We start from the raw sequence: 21,063 nt of genomic DNA, 5'->3' as shown, positions 1-21,063 counted from the left end.
GAAGTGAGGAATGGTTGACTTTAAAATTAACTCAAGTTAATTTATTAATATGAGTTTGTATTTATTTGCGAAGGAGCTGCTCCCATGGAACGAAGCATTCCGCTCAGGGAATGGAAAAAAGCGAAAACGAAGCAAGCACTGCTGCATGCGTGTCTGGAATTGATCGGAGAGAAATCCTTCCGCGAGGTGTACGTCGAGGAGATCTGCAAAAAAGCGGAGATTTCCAAGGTGACCTTTTTCAAGTTTTTTCCCCAGAAGGAGGACCTGCTGATTTACTACATGCGGCTGTGGGTGACCGATCGGCTGCTGGAGCTGGCCGATTCGCCCAAAAGGGGGCTGTCGGCGCTTCGTCACGTATTTCAAAAGGTGGATGAAAACGCGAAGCAGCATCCGGGTATTATGCTGAGCCTTATCGGTTTTTTAACTGAGGTGAAAATGCATCCATGCATGCCGGAGCTGACGGAGGCGGAACTCCATTTGTACTATCCCGGAAAGGAAGAACAGGCGGGTTCGCTTGTTCCTCGTCTCGACGATTTGTTCCGCCGTTGCATAGAGCAGGCCATGGCTGATGGCGAAATTGCGGCTGATGCGGATGTAAATGACCTGGTTATGGGACTGCACACGATCTTTTACGGTGCGTATTTGACCGCCCACATCTATCAATCGCAGGATTTTCTCGGATGTTACGAGCTTCATGCCAAACTTTTATTCAGGTAGGTGATCCAGATGGGGAAAATTTTAGCGGGGCGGTATACGGCAGAGATGGAAGGGCCGTTTGTCGTGTTTGTCATCGGATTGCATGTGAACAACTGGCTTGCCGTGAATCAATGGCTTCCTGTCGTAAAGGCGATGAATGGCATGCTGCAAGAATTGTATCGAAACAAGGAGCTGGGCTTTCTTGACGCCGCCTTTTTCATGAGCGCACGGGGCCCTGTCCAGATTCAGTATTGGCGCTCGTTTGACCAGCTGGAGCAGTATGCCAGAAGCGGGGAGCTGCACCTGTCTGCGTGGAGAGATTTCAATCAAAAGGCGGCAAAGTCGGGAGGGGTCGGATTTTTTCACGAAACGTATTTGGTGGAGGCGGGAATGTACGAGTGCATGTACGTAAACATGCCTGTGTATGGATTGGCCAAAGCCGGTCAGCACGTCCCGGCCGTAGGCAAAAGAGAAACCGCCCGGCGCAGGCTGGGAGGCGAAAATGCTCCTGCCGTTCCGACGCCGGATGCGTAATCGTTGCCAGTGTCCGTCTTTTTTTGGTCCAAATCGAAAGCGGACGTCTCGAAAGGGCTTATCGCATATGGGAAAACAGCGGCGGACTGGGGAGAGGAACGCAGTCCGCCGCTGTTGCGCCTGTCGTTTTCAACTATTGTTCCACGTTACATCGAGGATGTTAATCTTTTGGTTGCCGTGGCGACTTGATGATAAGCCGTCTTTAATTCTTCTATCGCTCTCGAATTGTTTGAGATTTGAGCGGTGATTGCTTCGATGCTCTGCATCATCAAAGATACCGATTTTGCGATATCCGTCAACTGAACCGAAATGGTTTCCGCCGACTGTTTGCTGGATGCCGCCATGTTCCGGACTTCATTCGCAACGACCTCAAAACCGCGTCCGTGTTCACCGGCTCGGGCAGCTTCTATAGCGGCATTTAGACCTAGCATATGGGACTGAGAGGCAATTTCTTTGACAATTTTCGTTACGGATTGGATACTTTTTACCTGATCGGTAACTGCTTCAGATTCAATATTCAACTTGGTCATCTGGTTCAAGATGAGCTTTGAGGCATCCAATACTTGATCCGTGCTGGCAGTCATCTCCTCGACCATAGCCATCAATTCTGCGGTACTTTGCTGAAGAACTGATTCACGTTTTGTGATATCAGTAGCCACCTTGACGACTGCTTCCACTTTGCCATTCTCAATAACAGGCATATAAGTTGCTTCCAGCGTCAGCTTTCGTCCATCCTTCGAAATCCGTACGATCTTTTCTTGGGATGCTCTCCCCTGACGCAAACCATCCCACAAATTTACATACGCTTTGCTTGATGCATATTCAGGCAAGCAAAACTGGCTGTGATGGAGGCCGACAATTTCATCGACCGCATATCCCATTGTGGAAGCGAAAAGTTGATTCGCCCAAATAACCCTTCCTTGCGTGTCAAACCTGATCATGGCTAAATGATTTTGAATCGACGATAAAATAGCGAATTTTTGATCGGTCACGGTTTGCATGTATGGAATTTCCTCTCCCTGTATATCAGTAGTTGGTTCGCTCGCAACTGCTTTCATTGCTGGATTCCAAGAGCTATTATCGCCTGATGCTCTGAATAAATTCTAAACAACTTGTAAACGGAAAAAACCGGAGCTCTCAATCGCTCCGGTTTTTTTCTACTGCCGTGCATGGTCGCTAATACAATTCGAATCCATGCTGCTTCCGTTTACTCGATCTTGCTCCATGGACAGAAGCGACACGGCTCCGCAGGTTTTCCGTGTACATTGGCTTCGCCAGCTCGCTTTTGGGCCTCTACTCGTTTTACTTGCTTTGCCAAAAGTCCTGCGGTTCCCGATGCTGACCGTCAGGCCACTTATCCGATCATCAAAATCTCGCGAATGTCCTGTTCCGTCAGGGACGACAACGCGGCCTCACCAGGCTTGACCACTTCCTCGATCAGATGCTTCTTTTTCTGTTGAAGCGCGTACATCATCTCTTCCACGGTCCCTTGGGCGACGAGGCGAATGACTTGGACGACATTCTTTTGGCCGATGCGGTGGGCACGGTCGGCTGCCTGTTCTTCCACAGCGGGATTCCACCACAGATCATAGAGAATGACGGTGTCCGCTCCCGTCAGGTTCAATCCGGTGCCCCCTGCCTTTAGCGAGATGAGGAACAGGTCTCGTTCACCCTCGTTGAACCTGTTGCACAGCTCAATCCGCTCTGCCGCTGGCGTTTTCCCGTCCAGATAAAAAAACGGCACTCCCTGACAGCCAAGCTCCCTTGCGATCATTCCAAGCATTTCGGTAAACTGCGAGAATACCAGAAGCCGCTTTCCCGCGCTGCGGCATTCCGCGACAATTTCCAGCAGCTGCTCGAATTTGGCCGAGCTTCCTGCGTAGTCCTCGATGAAAAGGGCAGGGTGGCAGCATAGCTGACGAAGACGGGTCAAGCCAGCCAGAATTTTGATCCGGTTTTTATCAAAGGTCTCCTCGTTCAGATGCTTGAGTGTCTCCTGCTGCAGCTTGGACAAATAGGCGACGTACAGCTTTTTCTGCTCCGGAAGCAGCTCGGAGGCTTGCAGCGACTCGATCTTGTCAGGCAGCTCCTTCAGCACGTCCGCTTTCACCCGGCGCAGCAAAAAGGGACGAACTCGCTTCGCCACCGCTTCCCTCGACATGTCGTTGAATGCCCGTCGTCCCGGAAACAATCCGGGGAACACCGCATCGAAGATTGACCACAGCTCCTCCAGCGAGTTTTCCATGGGTGTTCCGGTGAGGGCAAAACGGTACTTGGCCTGGAGCTCTTTGACCGACTGCGCCGTCTGTGTGGCGTGGTTTTTGAAGGCCTGCGCCTCGTCCAGGATAAGCGTATGAAACGACTTTGACGCATACAGCTCGACATCTCTCCGCAGGAGCGGATACGAGGTAATGATCACATCTGCCTGGGCGGCATCCCGAATCTTCCTGCTGCGCTCTGTCTTGCTCCCGTCCGCGATGACGGCCTTTATTTCCGGAGCGAATTTCTTCAGCTCGTTTTTCCAATTGTACATAAGCGAAGCGGGTGAGATGATCAGCGCTGGGAGCTGCCGGCTTCTGATCTCCGGCAGTACGGAGACGAGAAAAGCAATGCTTTGCAGCGTCTTTCCAAGCCCCATATCATCCGCGAGAATACCTCCGAAGCGGTAGTGGGCCAGCGTCTTCAGCCATTGGAAGCCGTACTTTTGATAGTCCCGAAGCACAGATGCCAGACTGTCCGGCACAGGGAAATCGAGATTGTCCGGATTGCGCATGTTTTCCAGGAGATGGCGGAACGATTTGCCCAGCTTGACGGCATTCCCTTGTCTGTGGGAATCGATCAGATGAAGCCCCCGGGCTACCGGAACGCGGAAGTCCGAGCCTTTCAGCTCTGCAATGCGGATGCCCATGTCGTCGATGAAGCGGCCGATTTCCCGAAACGCCTCATTCTCCAGCGGTACAAACGCTCCGTCCGGCATCCGGTAGTATTTGCGCTTTTCCTCGATGGATTGGAGCAGTTGGCGAATGTGCGACTCCGGGATCCCGTCTATATCAAATTTGAATTCCAGCCAGTCGGTTCGTTCATCCAGATTCACCGTTACCTTTGGCGGAGTGTACCCGGTATGCAGTCTTGTTTTCACGGCAGAGGTGGCGTATACCGTCAGCAGCTTCTCCAGCTCGGGAACGACGTGGTACAGAAATTCGTACTGAGCGTCCTCATCCTCCATGAAATAGCCGCTCTCCGTCCTGATAAAAGGGGATTGCTCCATCAGCTCCAGGATTCGCCGCTCCTGCTCTCCGTCCCGCATGAGGATGCGTTCGGCGCCGCGATGCTGCCCGTCTCCCTCCAACGGATTGATCACAATGTCGCCGTATTGAAACTCCAGACCGGCGAGCAGTCGATCCTTTACCCGGTCCAAATACAGCTTGGCTTTCAGTTGTGTTTGGATGATGCGCTCAGAGACGGAGCGGGCGATGCTGACGCTGCCGAGCTTCATCAATCCGGGTGCGACCGTAACCATGAATGGCTCCATCTGTCCTGCCGGAATCAGGATTTGCCGCTTGCGGGAAGCCTCAAGCATTTGTTTCAGCTCCGCCAGTCGCTTGCACTGGTCGGCTGGCAGCTTGATCAGCTTCCCTTCGGAAAGAACGACTCCGTACGATTCCATCACGGTGATTAAATCCAAGCCCTGGACGTCCAGTTGAAAGCTTTCCGAGTCGGCCTGGTCGAACGCAAAGCAAAGCGGGATCAGCTCATCGGAGATGTGGACTCCTGCGAATGCTTGCTCTTTGTCCATCACCTGCACGTTCGGGGCGGACGTGAGCAGGGGAAGAAGCGACTCCCACATGAAAGGGGGAATGAACAGCATTCGTTCGCCGCTTTTGTTCCTCGTTTGCAGGAGGTACGCGCTCACGGTTTCGCGGTACAGCTTTTCGTTGTGAAAAATGTGAATCAGCTGTCTGATGACGGCATCGTCTTCTTTTTGAAAACGGTGAAGCTCAGGGTCGTAGGTGAAGTGCTTGGAAAAGACGAACGGTTCTCTGCGCTCGATACACTCGAGGAACTCCTTTATTTTCTGGACGACGTACAGCCGTTTTGGCCCGACCTTGAGCTCGATGCCGAACATCTGCTTGCGGTAGCCGTACAGGACAGGCTTCAGAGTGAAAGACACATCGAGGGCTGTCCGGGTATCAAAGAGCGGCCGCACATGATTCGGGCGGGTCGGTTTTTCGCCGAACAGTCCCAGAACGCGGTTGGTCAGCTGTACATCTCCCGCAGAAATCCCGGAGGAGGGCTGGGTGGCAGAGAAGCGGGGTTCCCGCTCTCCGGAAGTCCCCGAATACGGATTTTCCAAGGCTTCTGATCGCCGTCCGGCCCCTTGCGAGTAGCGATTCATGAGCTCGTTTTTCTCCATATCCTCGATGCCGTGCAGGACGGCGGCAATGTGCTGGCAGAACTGATCATAGGAACCGAGCGAGGGACAGGTGCATTCCGCCTCTACGTTCCCGTCCGGATGAAACTCGACAGCGACCTTGTAGCTGCTGCCTGTTCCTTTGACCGTGGCTTCATAGACGGAAGCTTCGGGATCGTATTGCGTAAAAGTTACTTTTCTGGCCCGGTAATACGCTTTTCCTCTGTCGGAAGAGATCCGGCCGCACAAAGACGTGATGATCCCTTTAGTCAAATGAAAGCCCATGGATTTAATCCTTCCTCGATAAAATAGTCCTGTCTCTTATGATAACACACAAGAGAGCCCCTCTGGACTGAGTACCGGTATCGATACTGAGCCAGAGGGGCGAGTGGGGGATCAGGCGTATGTTTGTCCAGGGTTTAAAACGTAGGCAGGTTGTCCAGATTGTTCTCCTTGATTCCGTCCGGCTCGCTCCGCAAAATGTCACGGCCGTATTTGTGGAAGACGTCGACATGGGCAAGCTGACCTGCCTTTGCCTCCTGCAGGGCTGTCACATAGTCCAGCTCCCGTCCCGTATTTGTCTTGAAAGCGATCAGATCGCCGTCGTCATTTTTGCGGACGGCAACGATGCTCTCCTTTCCATCGGCGGATAGCGGCGCTCCTGTCCCACCGCCATTCTCCTGCCGGGCCTGCCGCTCGCCCTCTGCCTTGTAAGCGGCGTAAATCTGTTCAAAATCTCGTTGGTCCATTGCGCAGTCCCTCCTTTTTTATAGGGTGCCTTGCCAGGGAAGGAAGATACATTCGTTTTGCGCTAGAAAAAGAGATCGTGTATGAAGCTGATCAAAAAAATGAAAAAAACAATGCTCGAAATGATGCGAGTCATGTCGACCCGAAATTGTGAAGGCTCATAATCGCGCTTAGACAAAGCAGTGCGAGGATACAGAGCGGTAAGCCCTGTGATCGCTAAAAAGAAGAGGTAAAACAAGAAATCGAAAATAGACCCCATGGATAAAATCACCACCCGTTACTGGTCATTTACGGATTGGCTCGGGAGACGGTTTCACAGTCCATGAGTGACATTCTATCAAAGGGTGCGGTTTGTAAAAAAGGCAAATATTGCAGCAGCAGCCGTTAGCTCGCGCAGGATGGGGAAGCCGGTTGCACAAAAAAAACAGGCAGAACACCGTCTAAGACGATGTCTGCCTGCTATGGGTGGGTGCTGTAATGGAAATATTGGGTAAAGCTTATGCGTTTACCGGTTTGCCTTCGTCGAGAAGCTGACGCAGAACGGTTTGCAGAATACCGCCGTTGCGATAGTAGTCTACGTCAACCATGCTGTCGAGGCGTACGATTACGTCGAATTCGAAGCTGCTGCCGTCTTGGCGAGTCGCTTTCACTTTGACGCGTTGGCCAGGCTGAACATTGTCAGAGAGGCCGAGGATGTCAAAGGTTTCGCTGCCATCGATGCCGAGAGACTTCCAGCTTTGACCGTCTGCGAATTGCAGCGGCAGTACGCCCATGCCTACCAGGTTGGCGCGGTGGATGCGCTCGAAGCTTTCTGCGATAACAGCCTTGATGCCGAGCAGGAAGGTACCTTTTGCCGCCCAGTCGCGGGAAGACCCTGTACCGTACTCTTTACCGGCCAGAACAACCAGTGGAGTACCGTCTGCTTGATATTTCATGCACGCATCGTAGATGGACATGACTTCGCCCGTCGGCAGGTATTTGGTTACCCCGCCCTCGGTGCCAGGTGCCACTTGGTTGCGGATACGGATGTTGGCAAACGTACCGCGCATCATGACATCGTGGCTTCCGCGACGAGCGCCGTAGGAGTTGAAGTCTTTGCGTTCTACGCCGTTTTCTTGCAGATAGCGGCCAGCCGGGCTGGTCGGCGAGATGTTTCCGGCAGGGGAGATGTGGTCAGTTGTGACAGAATCACCGAACAGCGCGATGGTGCGTGCTTTCAGTACTTCGTCGATGTGACCTGCGTCTCCAGCCAGGTTTTTGAAGAATGGAGGCTCCTGGATGTAGGTGGATTTTTCATCCCACTCGTACAGATCGCCTGTCGGAGCGTCGATTTTGTTCCACTCTTCGTTCTGTGTGAATACTTTTGCGTATTGTGCACGGAACAGCTCCGGATTCATCGCTTTGCCCATTGCTTCGTTGAGCTCTTGCGGAGTTGGCCAGATGTCTTTCAGGTAAACGGGTTGACCGTCGTTGCCGATGCCGATCGGATCTTTGGTCAGGTCGATGTTCACGTTGCCAGCCAGCGCGTATGCGATAACGAGCGGAGGAGAAGCGAGGTAGTTCGCTTTCACCTGAGCGTGAATACGGCCTTCAAAGTTGCGGTTACCGGACAGGACAGCCGCTACAGTCAGATCGTTGTCAGCGATTGCCTTGCTGGTTTCTTCCGGCAGCGGACCGGAGTTACCGATACAAGTGGTGCAGCCGTAGCCGACGACGTTGAAGCCGATGGCGTTCAGAGAGTCGATCAGACCAGCGTCGATCAGGTATTGGGTAACGACACGGGAACCTGGAGCCAGGGAGCTCTTCACGAACGGAGGCTTTTTCAGGCCTTTTTCAACCGCTTTCTTCGCCAGAATACCTGCGCCCAGCATAACGCTCGGGTTGGAGGTGTTGGTACAAGAAGTGATTGCCGCGATAACGACGGAGCCTGTTTTCAGGGTCGCAGTTTCACCGGTCGGATAGGTTACTTGCGCTTCAGCAGCGATTTTCTCTTCGGACAGACCGAAGCCGCCTTTTTCGATTGGCGTACGCAGGCTTTCGTTGAAGGATTCCTTCATGGAAGTCAGCTCTACGCGGTCTTGCGGGCGCTTCGGACCAGCCAGGCTCGGTACGACGGTGGACAGATCCAGTTCCAGTGTTTCGGAGAAGACAGGATCTGGCGTGTCGTCTGTACGGAACAGGCCTTGTGCTTTGGTGTAGGTTTCCACCAGATTGATCAAGGACTCTTCACGGCCGGTTTGACGCAGGTAGTTGAGCGTTTCCGCGTCTACCGGGAAGAAGCCCATGGTCGCGCCGTATTCAGGAGCCATGTTCGCTACAGTAGCGCGGTCAGCCAGCGAGATGTTGGACAGGCCAGGACCGTAGAACTCTACGAATTTGCCGACAACGCCTTTTTTGCGCAGCATTTGCGTTACAGTCAGTGCCAGGTCGGTAGCGGTAGAGCCTTCTTTGAGGGTACCGGTCAGCTTGAAGCCGACGACCTCTGGCGTTACGAAATAAAGCGGTTGGCCGAGCATTCCTGCTTCTGCCTCGATACCGCCAACGCCCCAGCCGAGTACGCCCAGACCGTTGATCATCGTGGTGTGGGAGTCGGTACCTACGAGGGAGTCAGGGAAAGCGACGAGCTCGCCGTTTACTTCGCGGGTAGCGATTACCGATGCGAGGTACTCCAGGTTTACCTGGTGAACGATACCGGTCGCAGGAGGAACCGCACGGAAATTGTCAAAAGCGGTTTGAGCCCAGCGCAGGAAGCGGTAGCGCTCCTGGTTGCGTTCAAATTCCAGCTTCATGTTGTTATCGAGAGCTTTGTCGTTTCCGAAATCGTCAACCATGACGGAGTGGTCGATAACGAGATCAACCGGTACGAGCGGGTTGATGCGCTTCGGATCTCCACCGGCGCGCTTCATGGCGATGCGCATAGCGGCGAGGTCTACGACAGCAGGAACACCAGTAAAGTCTTGCAGGACAATACGGGCAGGCATGAGCGGCACTTCTTGATTGCCGTCGCGTCCTTTTGTCCAGTTTGCCAGTTGTTGTACGTGTTCTTTGGTAATGGCGCGGCCGTCAAACTGACGAACTGCCGCCTCCAACAGGACTTTGATCGAGAATGGCAGCTTGGAGATCTCGCCGATTCCTTGTTCTTCCAGGCCTTGCAGGCGGTAGTATGCGTACGCTTTATCGCCCACTTGCAGGGAAGACTTCACGTTGTAAGCATCGTGTGTAGCCAATGTGCATAACCTCCCTAATTATTTCGGGGTTTCATCTGGTGAAACATAGTTTCGTTTCTTCATTACGAACCTATTATACTCGATTTGTTTCCCCGCTTCTACCCCAAATTTCATCCTTTATACACAAAATCACTCGGAAAAAACACGATGCCGCTTTGACGGTAGAGCTAGGAAAAATAACCAGACTCCATGTATTATCCCGTTTACATTCCGTTTACATTCATGCGGTATCGTTTCTCCATGCATAAAACCGGATGGGAAGTGAAACGAACGGGAAAATCGCCGCATTGCCAAAGAAATGGTGCAAGGGTGTTGGGGGACTCAAGCCGAAAGCTTTAGGAGAGGAGAAATCATTATTTATGGAACAGACACATACGCAAACGAAGACAAAAACAGGAAACTGGCGCGCTTTTTACGAGCTGATCAAACAGACCAACCCGTCCAAGCTGAAGTTGGGCGTGGCCTTGTTCATGAGCATCGCCACGACGCTTGTCAGTCTGGTGATCCCGCTGTTTACGCGAAATCTTGTGGACAGCTTTACGCTCGCTTCGATCACCACCGGACAGATTGTGCTGCTGGCCGTGGCCTTCATCGCCCAGGCCATCGCAGGAGGGCTGTCCATCTATCTTTTGAATCACGTGGGGCAAAGCATCGTCGCCGCTCTCCGGGACAGGCTGTGGAAAAAGCTGCTCGTCCTGCCCGTAAGCTATTATGACAACCACCGGACCGGGGAAACGATCAGCCGGATGACGAATGATACCGGAGTCGTAAAAGGGCTGATCACGGATCACCTGTCCAGCTTTTTCACCGGGATCATCTCCATCATCGGTTCGGTAGCGACGCTTCTCTACCTCGACTGGCAGATGACGCTGACGATGCTGATTGCCGTTCCGCTGTCACTGCTCATTTTGGTCCCGCTGGGGCGGCAGATGTACAAAATATCGAAGGGACTGCAAGACGAGACCGCCAGCTTCACCACCATCATGAATCAGGTGCTGTCGGAAATCCGTCTCGTCAAGGCATCCAATGCCGAGCCGCACGAGTACCAAAGCGGCAAGCGGGGAATAGAGAACCTGTTCCGTTTCGGATTAAAGGAAGGCAGAGTACAGGCGCTGATCGGTCCGCTCATTTCGTTTGTCCTGATGGTGCTTTTGGTCGTCATCATGGGATATGGAGGAATGCGCGTTTCCACGGGCGCTTTGACGGCAGGAGAGCTTGTCGCGTTTATTCTTTATCTGGTTCAAATCATCATGCCGCTCGGGCAGTTCACCCAGTTCTTTACCCAGCTGCAAAAAGCGATGGGTGCGACAGAGCGGATCATCTCCACGCTGGAAGCCGATGAAGAAGACCACGCTTCGGGACGGCCGCTGGAGGATGCGGGGCTGCCGATCCATATCGACCGGGTGACGTTTGCCTACGAAAACGGGGAGACCATTCTCGACGATGTAAGCTTTCGGGTCGAGCCGGGGAAAGTGACGGCGATCGTCGGACCGAGCGGCAGCGGGAAGACGACTTTGTTCTCCCTGATCGAAAGGTATTATCAGCCGACTGGCGGAACGATCCGGCTCGGCGACAGCCCGATCAGCGACTATACGCTGTCGTCGTGGCGGAGCAAAATCGGTTACGTGTCCCAGGAAAGCCCGTTGATAGCAGGGACCATCCGGGATAACATCTGCTACGGAATCTCGCGTCCTGTCAGCGAGCAGGAGTTGAGGCAAGCTGCTTCGATGGCATACGCCGATCAATTCATCGACGAGCTGCCGGAAGGATATGACACACAGGTCGGCGAAAGAGGCATGAAGCTGTCGGGCGGACAGCGTCAGCGCATCGGCATCGCCCGGGCGCTGCTGCGAGACCCGCAAATCCTGATGCTGGACGAAGCGACCTCCAGTCTGGACAGCAAGTCCGAGATCATCGTACAGCAAGCGCTCAACAATTTAATGAAGGGACGCACGACGCTCGTCATCGCCCATCGCCTGTCTACGGTTGTAGATGCCGATCAGATTGTCTTTCTGGAAAAAGGAAGGATCACCGGAAAAGGAACGCATGAAGAGCTGCTTGAAACACATGCGATGTATCGCGAGTTTGCCACGCAGCAGCTGCGAATGAAACAGGAGGTGTAGGCAAATGGCCAAATTGCTGGTTGTCGATGACGATCCGCATATTCGCGAGCTGGTCAGGGTCTTTTTGCAAAACGAAGGCTTCGATATTCTGGAAGCACCCGACGGTCAGGAAGCCTTGGCTGTCATGGAGTCGGACCAGGCGGATCTGGTTATCCTCGACATCATGATGCCTCGTATGGACGGATGGGAGCTATGCCGCGAGCTCAGGAAGCATTACGACATCCCGCTGCTCATGCTGACAGCCAAGGGAGAGACTGCGCAAAAAATCAAAGGCTTCGAGCTTGGAACAGACGACTACCTCGTCAAGCCGTTCGAACCGGCCGAGCTCGTGGTTCGGGTCAAGGCGCTATTAAAGCGGTACCGGATCGCCGCCTCTCACACGGTACAGGCCGGTACGCTGCAATTGAACCGGAAGACATTTGAAATCGGGATGGGCGGCCAAAAGCTGACGATTCCTCCCAAAGAGTTCGAGCTGTTGTTCAAGCTGGCCAGCTATCCGGGCCAGACCATCTCCCGCGAGCAGCTGATCGAGCAGATTTGGGGCTTTGACTTCGAGGGCAATGAGCGAACCGTCGATGTTCACATCAACCGCCTGCGGGAACGCTTTCCCGAGCCGGAGTGCGGCTTTCAGATTCGCACCGTTCGGGGGCTCGGGTACCGACTGGAGATCAGGCCATGAGAGTTCACCCGCACAGGAAGGCGATATGGCTCAGAGTCCTTGGCGTCATCGGCTTCGTCATCTACATCAATCTTTGCTGGTCTGCTGCGTATTGGATTACGCAAGGCCTGTACCCGAAAATCGGGATCGAGCCTTCCGAGTTTGTCAGGGGACTGGTCAACTCCTTTTTGGGCTTTCTCATCTTTTTTTGCTCTATGTTTCTTCTTTCACGGCTTGTCAGGCCGCGGCATGTGGAGCTTTTCCAACTGCTGATCGACGCATTGAAACGGATCGCCAAAGGGGATTTCAGCGTCAAGCTCGATATCAAAATGGAGCACCAGTGGGGGCAACTCGTCGAGAACATCAACCATATGGCGGAGCAGCTGAACGAAATGGAGCAGATGCGCCAGGAGTTCATCTCCAACGTCTCTCACGAAATCCAATCTCCGCTGACCTCGATCAGCGGCTTCGCCCGCGCCTTGCGAAGCGAGCATCTCACCCGCGAGGAACAGCTCCATTATCTGGATATTATTGAAACGGAAAGCAAGCGCCTGTCAAAGCTGAGCGACAATCTGCTGAAGCTCACATCGCTGGAAGCGAGGCAGCATCCGATGGAGCGGAAGCGCTACCGTCTCGACGACCAGCTTCGGAGCATCATCCTGGCATGTGAGCCGCAGTGGCTGGAGAAAGGCATCGAGCTGGACGCAGAGCTGGAAAAAGTGGAGCTCGTCGCGGACGAGGACATGATGAGCCAGGTTTGGACCAACCTGCTCGGCAACAGCATCAAATTTACTCCCCCGGGCGGTACGATCAGCGTCCGTGCCCAGAGAATAGGGGGAGAGGTGGTCGTGCAGATTTCCGATACCGGCATCGGCATTTCAAGGGAGGATCAGGAGCGGATATTCGAGCGGTTTTTCAAGGCGGACAGATCGCGGAATCGGGCCGTTGGGGGCAGCGGACTTGGCCTTTCCATCGTAAAAAAGATTGTCGATTTGCATCAGGGAAAGATTGCCGTACAGAGCCGGCCAGGCGAAGGAACAACCTTTATCATCACATTCGCGGAGGACAAGAAAGTCCCCTCTCTTCCTTAAAAAGAAGGGGACTTTTTGCAATGCTCGCCGTGCGCTCAAGCTCCGATATACCTGGCATGGAGAGTGCGGGCCAGACTGACGTCATCCGTTCCTTGCACGAGCACCCGCCCGTCTGGAAAGACGACCAGCGTGTGCGGGTCTACGTGGAAGCGCAGGAGAAACTTGTTGCGTTCCACCTGGCCCAGCGGGGAAAGCCGTTCAGCGACCACATCCAGATCAAGCGACATATTGCCGGCAGGGGAGATTTGCACCGTATCCCGGCCGCACAGGGAGACGGCTTGGCCCTCTTGCGAATCCGGCTGCAAAAAGGAGAACTGCCGCTGGCCGCATGTCGGACAGTCATCGCGACGCCCGTTCGCCACCTTGATCTGGTGGTGGCGATTGTTCCACAAGTCGAAATGCTCCAGATTGGGGTTTAGCGCATCGGTGTCCCCGACCAGGATTTTGAGCGCTTCTGTCGCCTGATAAGAGGCCACGATGTGAATGATCGGGCCAATTACCCCGGCCGTATCGCAGGTCGCCATTTCACCCGGATTGGGCGGCTCCGGAAAGAGACACCGCAGGCAAGGCGTCACGCCCGGGCGAATGGAGGCAAACGTGCCGGTCGCGCTGACCGCTCCGCCGTACACCCAGGGAATGCCGTGTTTGACACAGACGTCGTTTACGAGATAGCGCACCTGGAAGTTGTCGGTGGCATCCAGCACGAGATCGACATCGGCGAGCAGAGACTCCGCATTGTAGGCGGTCAGGTCAGCCACGACAGGCTCGATCGCGACTTCGGAATTGATCCGCGTCAGCTTGGCGTGGGCTGAGATGGCCTTGGGCAAATGCTGCCGGGCATCGTCCTCGTCGTAGAGCATTTGCCGCTGGAGGTTGCTCGGTTCCACAAAATCGCGGTCGATGAGCCGGACAAAACCGACGCCTGCGCGAACCATGTGATTGGCGGACACCGTACCCAGCGCTCCCATGCCGACAATCGCTACACGGCTTTGCGACAGCCGCTCTTGTCCCGCGCGGCCGATAGGAGGAAACAGGATTTGACGGGAATAACGCGTATTCACGGTAGGTTAGCTCCTTTCCACGTCATCCGGAAGCGCTGTCGGGTTCCAAGGTCCTTGCTGATGGCCCTTCCACTCGCTGCCGTCCTCCCAGATTTCCTTCTTCCAGATCGGTACGATCTGCTTCAACCGCTCGATCGCGTATTCGCCAGCCTCGAAAGCCGCTTTTCGATGCGGCGTCGCTACGGCAGCGACCACCGCGATCTCCTCGATGGCAAGCTCGCCGATCCGGTGATGCATCGCCAGCTTCGTACCCGGCCACCGCTCTTCAACCTCGGACGCGATCTGCTTCATTTTTTCCACTGCCATTGGCTCGTAGGCTTCATAGGCAAGCAATACGGTACGCTGGCCGTGCGTGAACTCCCGGACGGTTCCGACAAAAGCGAGGACAGCGCCGGCATGCGGATTGGACACGAGCTTGACCAGTTTGTCAGCGCTCAGCGGTTCGGTCGTGATGGCAAAACGAGGGTCCTGACCGCCGCTCACAGGTGGCAATATGGCGATTTCGTCTCCGGCCCGGATGGCCGTATCCGGCTTGGCATACTCTTGATTGACGGAGATAAAGCAGCTGCCGAGCAGGGAGGACAGCGCAGGGTATTGGCTGGATGCGGCTTGCAGCAGGTCCTGTACGGTTGCTCCCTCCGGCAGTGTCAGTTGTATCGTTCGCTCGCCGGCCAGCTCGGCCAAACCGGCAAATAAAAGGACAGATATTTGCATGTAGCACTCCTCGTTTCCCAAGGGTTATTTATAGGAAGGAAAAGCTTCTCTCTACTTGTGACGATAACATAATTGCGCCTAACTGCCAAATCAGAGAGCGACTTCTTGCAGATTCCCGATTGATTTTCTACAGTGCTGAATGTAAGGTTAGATTATCGAAAAAGAAGGGCATTCCCAGGCGGAAAGCAAATGGGAGGAAGAAATGAACGACGAATTAACGCATTTTAACGATCAACAACGGGCCAAAATGGTGGACGTCTCCGAAAAAGAGGTAACCAAGCGGGTAGCGGTGGCTGTCAGCAAAATCACGATGAAGCCGGAAACGCTGCTGCGCATTCGCGAGGGGCAGATTGCCAAGGGGGATGTATTGGCTGTCGCACAGGTAGCCGGAGTAATGGCTGCGAAAAAGACGTGGGAGATCATCCCGATGTGTCATCCGCTGCCGCTGACGGGCATTGACATCCGCTTTTCGTATGCGGACAAAGCGACATTGGATATCGAGGCAACCGTCAAAACGACCGGCAAGACCGGCGTGGAGATGGAGGCACTGACAGCCGCAAGCGCAGCCGCGCTCACCGTTTATGACATGTGCAAGGCCATGGACAAGGAAATGGTAATCGGGCCGACGTATCTCCAGAGCAAAACCGGCGGGAAAAGCGGAGATTTTTATCGGAGCGAGGCGTAAACATCAGATGAGTCGACTATGGAATTCCTATCCGCGCAGCATCCGGCTTCTGGCCGTTGCTGCCGTTATTCATTCTACGGGCATGGCCTGTATCTGGCCGCTGGTGACGATCTACATCCACGATTTTCTCGGGAAGCCGCTCACCGTAGCGGGTGTTCTTTTGATGCTGAATCAGGGAGCGTACCTGATCGGCAGTCTGACAGGCGGGGTTCTCTTTGACCGCTGGGGGAAAATGCGCACAGTATACGCCGCGACAGCGGGAGCGGTAGCCGTAGCTGTGGCACTGGGCTTCACAACCAGCTTTCATACGTATACGGTCTTGCTGCTTTTGAACGGATTTTTCTCCGGCATCATGTTTCCTGTGCTCAATGCCCTGATCGGCCTCTTGTGGCCTGACGGCGGCCGCAAGGGCTTGAATACGGTTTATGTGGCACTCAATATCGGGGTAGCGATCGGTTCCGCCTCGGCGGGAATGCTGGCGAGCATTTCCTTTGCCTGGACTTTCTTTGGAAATGCGGCGCTGCAGCTGGCAGTTCTGTTTCTCTTTATCTTTTTGAGCCGCACGGTCGATCTTGAGCGCGGTCAGGAAAAAGAAGGCCGGCTCGTGGCAGCGTCGGCGAAGCACACAGAGGAAGGTGAGGGGGCACAGCTGCCTGCCGCGGGATTGGCGGAGAAGGCCGGCGGATCAAAAGGGGCCGCGGCGGCAATGGCGACGGATGCCGCTCAAGCTGCCGGTCGCCCGATGGCATGGCTAGCGCTCGGTCTGTTGTCGGCAGGGTTGTTGGTCTGCTGGATTATTTACTCGCAGTGGACGACTGTGCTGTCGGCGTATATGCAGTCGCTGGGCATCACGCTCAGGGAGTACAGCCTGCTGTGGACGCTGAATGGTGCTTTGATCCTGTTCGGGCAGCCGTTTATCTCCTGGGTGATCAGGCACTTCGCCCGTACGCTGAAAGCGCAGTTGCTGTTAGGCGCCTACGTCTTTTCGCTCTCCATGCTGATCTTGTCTCAGACGACGGTGTACGCCGGTTTTTTCGTGGCCATGTTTGTCATTACACTGGGTGAAATGCTGGTGTGGCCTGCCGTCCCGACCATCGCTGCCGAGTTGTCTCCACCGGGACGTGAAGGGTTCATTCAAGGCCTCATCGGGGGCGTAGGCTCAGGAGGACGCATGGTCGGCCCGCTGATGGGCGCCGTGATCTTTGAAGCGCTCGGAGCAAATGGGATGGTCTACTTCATGGCTGCTTTGGCTTTGGTCGCTGTCGCTTGCTTTACCGTGTACACGTCCTTTGTAAAGCGTCCTGAGATGAAGGCAGCTCTGCCTGCTCCGGAGAAGCTCGGGTCATGACAAGCAATGCTTGGACGGATACTCGTAGCTGTCAGGCGAAGACCAGCAGGCTTTCAGCCGAGGCCGCTCAGGCTGTCAGTCGAGGCCCCTCAGCCTGTCAGTGAGGCTCCTCAGTTTGTCAGTTGAGGACCGCCAGGCTGACAGTTGAGGACTGCCAGGCTGTCTAACGAGGCCCTGCAGGCTGCCGGGCCAGCAACAGCAAAGCAGCCCGGGCCATGGTTCGGGATATTGTATTGACACTCCCAACCTGCTCAAGTAGTATAGTAGACATTCAAAGTAAATAGGTTGCTGTTAACTTATCCAGAGAGGTGGAGGGACTGGCCCGATGAAGCCCGGCAGCGGATCTTGCAGGATATTCTGCAGATGCTGTGCCAATTCCAGCAGGAGCGATCCTGACAGATAAGAACGTGGAGACGCACGATCCGCCCCTTTTTCTGTTCAGGAAAAGGGGCTTTTTGCATGCCTGCTTCGATGTCTGGATTATTTTTGCGAAAGAAAGGATAGAAAGCCAATGCGCATCCAACCATCTGCCATGGTGGACCGACTGCCGACGCAGTTTTTTGCCACGCTGGTAGCGAAAACAAACAAGGCCATCGCGGCCGGACATGACATTATCAATCTTGGACAGGGCAATCCCGATCTCCCGACACCGCAGCATATCGTGGAAGAGCTGAGCGAGCAGGCCAAGCGCCCTGTCCATCACAAATACCCGCCGTTCAGCGGCAGGCTGGAGCTGAAGCAGGCCGTCGCCCACTGGTACAAGGAAGAGTTCGGCGTGGAGCTGGACGCGGAGGAAGAGGTAGCCATCCTGTTTGGCAGCAAGACAGGTCTGGTTGAGATTTGTCAGGTGCTGCTGAACCCCGGGGACGTCGCTTTGGTGCCCGATCCAGGTTATCCGGATTACTGGTCCGGCGTGGCTGTAGCTGACGGCCGCATGGTCATGATGCCGCTCAAGGCTGAAAACGCGTTTCTTCCGGATTACGGCCAGTTGAAGCCGGAAGATTTGGAAAAAGCCAAGCTGATGTTCCTCAATTACCCGAACAATCCGACGGCGGTCAACGCTCCGGTGGAATTTTTTGAAGAGACCATCCGCTTTGCCCGCAAGCACGAGATCGTCGTCTGCCATGATTTCGCCTATGGTGCGATCAGCTTTGACGGCAAAAAGCCGGTCAGCTTCATGCAGGTGCCGGGGGCAAAAGAAGTAGGAGTGGAGTTTTACACCCTGTCGAAAACGTACAACATGGCCGGCTGGCGCGTCGGGGCTATGGTCGGAAACAAGGAGCTCGTACGGCTGGTCAATTTGATTCAGGACCATTACTTTGTCAGTCTCTTCGGCGCTGTGCAGATGGCGGCGGCAAAAGCGATGACCGGCTCGCAGCAATGCGTACATGATCTCGTCTCCGTCTACCAAAGCAGGCGGGATGTGCTGTTCGCCGAGCTCCACCGGATCGGTTGGCAGGCCAAGCCTTCAGAGGGCTCGTTTTTCAGCTGGCTGCCTGTTCCCGAAGGGTTTACATCGGTCGAGTTTTCCGATTTGCTGCTGGAAAAGGCTCATGTGGTGGTTGCGCCTGGCGTCGGTTTTGGACCGACGGGCGAGGGGTATGTGCGCGCGGCGCTTCTTTCCAGCGAAGAAAGGCTGGCGGAGGCAGTGCGAAGGATTGAGAAGCTGGGGCTGTTTGCTCGGTAAGCTTGTTGGCGGGCTTCGGGTTATCTTGCTCCTTGTCCAGGGGCCGCGGTGGGGAGAAGCCTGGAAACAGGCTTCTCCTGCGATTCGGGGTGGCACAACAGGCTGAATCAAGCAGGATACTCACGGATAAAGCAGGCTTGATTCGAAATGATACTCACGGATGCCAAAACATAATGACGGCAACCTTTTCAAGAAAGACAGCCTTATTTTTCGTGTATAGCGGAAGCCATACTTGCAACATAAAGCATGGCTTCCCAAGCAAAAGGCCCGGAGCTATGATCGCTCAGGGCCTTTATGATGGCTTGATGGAATCAGGTGATACCCCAGGCCAGCTTTATGGACTAGGCGGGATCGGCGGTTGCCAGTTCAAGTCTATGTACCGTGTTTCGATGGTTTGCAAAGCGAGCTTCAGCTTTTGCGGAGGCTGCTCCATTCCTTTGACAATCAGGGTTTGGACCAATACGACCCCTTGTCTGAATCTTCCATGTACGTCTTGGCAAAATCGGTCCGAACGTCGAAACGCTTGCCGTTTTCGTCATACAGATTCCAGTAAGGGAAGCTCTCCAGTTTTCCCAAGCCCTTCAACTCGATTATCCAGACGGGCTCGAATTTGCCTACAAAAACCCGTCCCACCGTACTTTTGCTTTTTCTCCTGTTTCTTACCTCTACAGCCCGGTTTACCACCCAAAAGAAAAGCAGGAAACATCTGCACAAGCATCGATACCCCCAACCAAAGTAGTCGCGAGTAAAATCCGACGATTTCGACCGAGCCATCGCTCGACATAGCTAAAACCTATTCCGCCGATAGATTTGTGAGATTGGACTTATGACGGCCGCAGTGATAAAACAGGTATAAGCGAAATCTAGGGGGAACCGAACATGGAATATTCATTTTCCAAATCAACCAGCGCACTCAGCTCCTCGGCCGTGCGCGAAATCCTGAAGCTGACACAGGGCAATCAAGTATTGTCTTTGGCAGGCGGCCTGCCGGCAGAGGATTCTTTTCCAATCGAAGAAATGAGAGAAGCCTTCAATCGCGCTCTGGATCACGGAGCAAAATCGCTGCAATACGGCTTGACTGACGGGTACATTCCGCTTCGGGAATGGGTTTCGTCCCGCATGAAACAAAAGCATATGAATGTTGGCGTAGAAAACATGCTGATCACTACCGGCTCCCAGCAGGCCGTCGACTTGCTCTGCCGTGTCTATCTGGACGAAGGCGACGTCGTGCTGGTAGAAAATCCAACGTATCTCGCGGCCGTGCAACTGTTCCAATTTCGCGGCATTCGAGCTATTCCGGTGGATGGAGATGCGGAAGGCATGGATATGGAGGACCTTGCCAGAAAAATCGCACAATATCGCCCGAAGATGGCCTATGTCATTCCGACGTTTGCAAACCCGACAGGAAAGGTTTGGAGTCTGGAAAAACGCTTGGGACTGCTGAAACAATGCCGGGAAAACAACATTTTGATTCTGGAAGACGATCCGTACGGGGAAATCCAGTTCGACGGCGAGGCGCCTTATCGCAGCATTTTTTCTCTCGATGAGCATCCGGACGGATCGGCTGTCGTCTACACCAGCACCTTCTCCAAAATCGTCGCTCCGGGTCTTCGAACGGGGTGGGCGATTGGAGACAGCCAGGTGATTCAGATGATGGTAAAAGCCAAGCAGGCAATCGACTTGCAGTCCAGCACAATCGACCAATTTGCTCTGTATGAGCTGCTGTCCCGGTTTGATTTGGAAAGCCATATTCAAAAAATCCGCGACTCGTACAAAGAGCGGATGGAGTGGATGCACGAGCTGCTCTGTCGTCAAACCAGCGGCATGAAGTGGAATAAACCGAGAGGCGGAATGTTCCTCTGGGTAGAGCTGCCGGAGCATGTACACTCCGAGAAGCTGCTGGCGCAGGCTGTCAAGGAAGGCGTCGCGTTTGTTCCCGGTATCCCGTTCTACGCGGACCAGCCTCAAACGAATACGATGCGCCTCAACTATACGCTGCTGGATCGGGAACATACCGAACTGGCGATCAACCGCTTGGGCAAAGCGTTTGCGGAGTACAGCCAGCTAGTCGCTCACTAGCG

At 54.3% G+C, this 21,063-nt stretch carries 16 protein-coding genes and 1 riboswitch; of the genes, 9 read left to right on the top strand and 7 right to left on the bottom strand.

Translation table 11 applies throughout. The features are described from left to right. Positions 1-84 precede the first annotated feature (84 nt). Positions 85-717: a TetR/AcrR family transcriptional regulator gene (locus NSQ24_RS19065; RefSeq protein WP_003389129.1), complete on the top strand. Its 633-nt coding sequence runs from the start codon at positions 85-87 to the stop codon at positions 715-717. Between the two features lie 9 nt (positions 718-726). After that, on the top strand, positions 727-1,230 hold the full coding sequence (locus NSQ24_RS19060) for a DUF4188 domain-containing protein (protein ID WP_122957920.1): 504 nt from the start codon (positions 727-729) through the stop codon (positions 1,228-1,230). A 146-nt stretch (positions 1,231-1,376) separates the two neighbouring features. Here NSQ24_RS19060 and NSQ24_RS19055 read toward each other — a convergent pair whose 3' ends face one another. The 4 genes from NSQ24_RS19055 to acnA form a co-directional block, all read right to left on the bottom strand. After that, positions 1,377-2,288, bottom strand: a complete 912-nt coding sequence (locus NSQ24_RS19055; protein WP_228006791.1) for a methyl-accepting chemotaxis protein — start codon at positions 2,286-2,288, stop codon at positions 1,377-1,379. A 296-nt stretch (positions 2,289-2,584) separates the two neighbouring features. Next, entirely contained in the window at positions 2,585-5,926 is a 3,342-nt protein-coding gene (locus NSQ24_RS19050) for a DEAD/DEAH box helicase (protein WP_243014247.1), read from the bottom strand. Positions 5,927-6,060: 134 nt separating this feature from the next. Then, on the bottom strand, positions 6,061-6,390 hold the full coding sequence (locus NSQ24_RS19045) for a DUF3892 domain-containing protein (RefSeq protein WP_003389134.1): 330 nt from the start codon (positions 6,388-6,390) through the stop codon (positions 6,061-6,063). Positions 6,391-6,885: 495 nt separating this feature from the next. Beyond that, complete coding sequence (acnA, locus tag NSQ24_RS19040) at positions 6,886-9,615, bottom strand: aconitate hydratase AcnA (protein ID WP_003389136.1); 2,730 nt, start codon at positions 9,613-9,615, stop codon at positions 6,886-6,888. A gap of 359 nt (positions 9,616-9,974) precedes the next feature. Between acnA and NSQ24_RS19035 the strand changes: the two genes are divergently transcribed. The 3 genes from NSQ24_RS19035 to NSQ24_RS19025 are packed head-to-tail and all read left to right on the top strand — an operon-like array spanning position 9,975 to position 13,487. Further along, a complete protein-coding gene (locus NSQ24_RS19035) occupies positions 9,975-11,738 on the top strand; it encodes an ABC transporter ATP-binding protein (RefSeq protein WP_339166383.1) in 1,764 nt (587 codons plus the stop codon). 4 nt (positions 11,739-11,742) lie between these two features. Further along, positions 11,743-12,417: a response regulator transcription factor gene (locus tag NSQ24_RS19030; protein WP_339166382.1), complete on the top strand. Its 675-nt coding sequence runs from the start codon at positions 11,743-11,745 to the stop codon at positions 12,415-12,417. Next, a complete protein-coding gene (locus tag NSQ24_RS19025; RefSeq protein ID WP_339166380.1) occupies positions 12,414-13,487 on the top strand; it encodes a HAMP domain-containing sensor histidine kinase in 1,074 nt (357 codons plus the stop codon). The genes NSQ24_RS19030 and NSQ24_RS19025 overlap by 4 nt, the downstream gene beginning before the upstream one ends. 35 nt (positions 13,488-13,522) lie before the next feature. Here the strand turns inward: NSQ24_RS19025 and NSQ24_RS19020 are convergent, their stop codons facing one another. Both NSQ24_RS19020 and moaD read right to left on the bottom strand, forming a co-directional pair. Continuing rightward, positions 13,523-14,548: a ThiF family adenylyltransferase gene (locus NSQ24_RS19020; protein WP_172920708.1), complete on the bottom strand. Its 1,026-nt coding sequence runs from the start codon at positions 14,546-14,548 to the stop codon at positions 13,523-13,525. Between the two features lie 6 nt (positions 14,549-14,554). Next, positions 14,555-15,262: a molybdopterin converting factor subunit 1 gene (gene moaD / locus NSQ24_RS19015; RefSeq protein ID WP_003389141.1), complete on the bottom strand. Its 708-nt coding sequence runs from the start codon at positions 15,260-15,262 to the stop codon at positions 14,555-14,557. 202 nt (positions 15,263-15,464) lie between these two features. On the opposite strand from moaD, the gene moaC reads away from it, so the two are divergent. From moaC to NSQ24_RS19000, 3 genes are all read left to right on the top strand, one after another. After that, positions 15,465-15,947 (top strand): cyclic pyranopterin monophosphate synthase MoaC, encoded by a 483-nt coding sequence (gene moaC, locus NSQ24_RS19010; RefSeq protein ID WP_003389143.1) that lies wholly within the window; start codon positions 15,465-15,467, stop codon positions 15,945-15,947. 7 nt (positions 15,948-15,954) lie between these two features. Continuing rightward, positions 15,955-17,295 carry an MFS transporter gene (locus tag NSQ24_RS19005; protein ID WP_003389145.1) on the top strand — a complete coding sequence of 447 codons (1,341 nt, stop codon included), beginning with the start codon at positions 15,955-15,957 and terminating at the stop codon, positions 17,293-17,295. A gap of 293 nt (positions 17,296-17,588) precedes the next feature. Then, positions 17,589-17,701, top strand: a riboswitch (SAM riboswitch). 105 nt (positions 17,702-17,806) lie between these two features. Continuing rightward, positions 17,807-18,982 carry a pyridoxal phosphate-dependent aminotransferase gene (locus NSQ24_RS19000; RefSeq protein WP_003389147.1) on the top strand — a complete coding sequence of 392 codons (1,176 nt, stop codon included), beginning with the start codon at positions 17,807-17,809 and terminating at the stop codon, positions 18,980-18,982. Positions 18,983-19,426: 444 nt separating this feature from the next. Here NSQ24_RS19000 and NSQ24_RS18995 read toward each other — a convergent pair whose 3' ends face one another. Next, positions 19,427-19,696, bottom strand: a complete 270-nt coding sequence (locus NSQ24_RS18995) for a hypothetical protein (protein WP_327970299.1) — start codon at positions 19,694-19,696, stop codon at positions 19,427-19,429. A 165-nt stretch (positions 19,697-19,861) separates the two neighbouring features. On the opposite strand from NSQ24_RS18995, the gene NSQ24_RS18990 reads away from it, so the two are divergent. Then, positions 19,862-21,061 carry a PLP-dependent aminotransferase family protein gene (locus NSQ24_RS18990; protein WP_003389151.1) on the top strand — a complete coding sequence of 400 codons (1,200 nt, stop codon included), beginning with the start codon at positions 19,862-19,864 and terminating at the stop codon, positions 21,059-21,061. The last annotated feature ends 2 nt before the right edge of the window (positions 21,062-21,063 follow it).

The sequence above is a fragment of the Brevibacillus sp. FSL L8-0520 genome (assembly GCF_037963895.1).
Taxonomy (GTDB): domain Bacteria; phylum Bacillota; class Bacilli; order Brevibacillales; family Brevibacillaceae; genus Brevibacillus; species Brevibacillus borstelensis.
Note: the sequence above shows the minus strand (reverse complement) of the source record. Positions and strands in the feature narration are given on the sequence as shown.

What these genes read in the sequence shown, in the direction of transcription:
- NSQ24_RS19000 (WP_003389147.1), top strand. Translation starts at nt 17,807, where the DNA reads ATGCGCATCCAACCATCTGCCATGGTGGACCGACTGCCGACGCAGTTT.
- NSQ24_RS18990 (WP_003389151.1), top strand. Translation starts at nt 19,862, where the DNA reads ATGGAATATTCATTTTCCAAATCAACCAGCGCACTCAGCTCCTCGGCC.
- NSQ24_RS19030 (WP_339166382.1), top strand. Translation starts at nt 11,743, where the DNA reads ATGGCCAAATTGCTGGTTGTCGATGACGATCCGCATATTCGCGAGCTG.
- NSQ24_RS19055 (WP_228006791.1), bottom strand. Translation starts at nt 2,288, where the DNA reads ATGAAAGCAGTTGCGAGCGAACCAACTACTGATATACAGGGAGAGGAA.
- NSQ24_RS19025 (WP_339166380.1), top strand. Translation starts at nt 12,414, where the DNA reads ATGAGAGTTCACCCGCACAGGAAGGCGATATGGCTCAGAGTCCTTGGC.
- moaD (WP_003389141.1), bottom strand. Translation starts at nt 15,262, where the DNA reads ATGCAAATATCTGTCCTTTTATTTGCCGGTTTGGCCGAGCTGGCCGGC.
- NSQ24_RS19045 (WP_003389134.1), bottom strand. Translation starts at nt 6,390, where the DNA reads ATGGACCAACGAGATTTTGAACAGATTTACGCCGCTTACAAGGCAGAG.
- NSQ24_RS19050 (WP_243014247.1), bottom strand. Translation starts at nt 5,926, where the DNA reads ATGGGCTTTCATTTGACTAAAGGGATCATCACGTCTTTGTGCGGCCGG.
- NSQ24_RS19060 (WP_122957920.1), top strand. Translation starts at nt 727, where the DNA reads ATGGGGAAAATTTTAGCGGGGCGGTATACGGCAGAGATGGAAGGGCCG.
- moaC (WP_003389143.1), top strand. Translation starts at nt 15,465, where the DNA reads ATGAACGACGAATTAACGCATTTTAACGATCAACAACGGGCCAAAATG.
- NSQ24_RS19005 (WP_003389145.1), top strand. Translation starts at nt 15,955, where the DNA reads ATGAGTCGACTATGGAATTCCTATCCGCGCAGCATCCGGCTTCTGGCC.
- NSQ24_RS19065 (WP_003389129.1), top strand. Translation starts at nt 85, where the DNA reads ATGGAACGAAGCATTCCGCTCAGGGAATGGAAAAAAGCGAAAACGAAG.
- NSQ24_RS19035 (WP_339166383.1), top strand. Translation starts at nt 9,975, where the DNA reads ATGGAACAGACACATACGCAAACGAAGACAAAAACAGGAAACTGGCGC.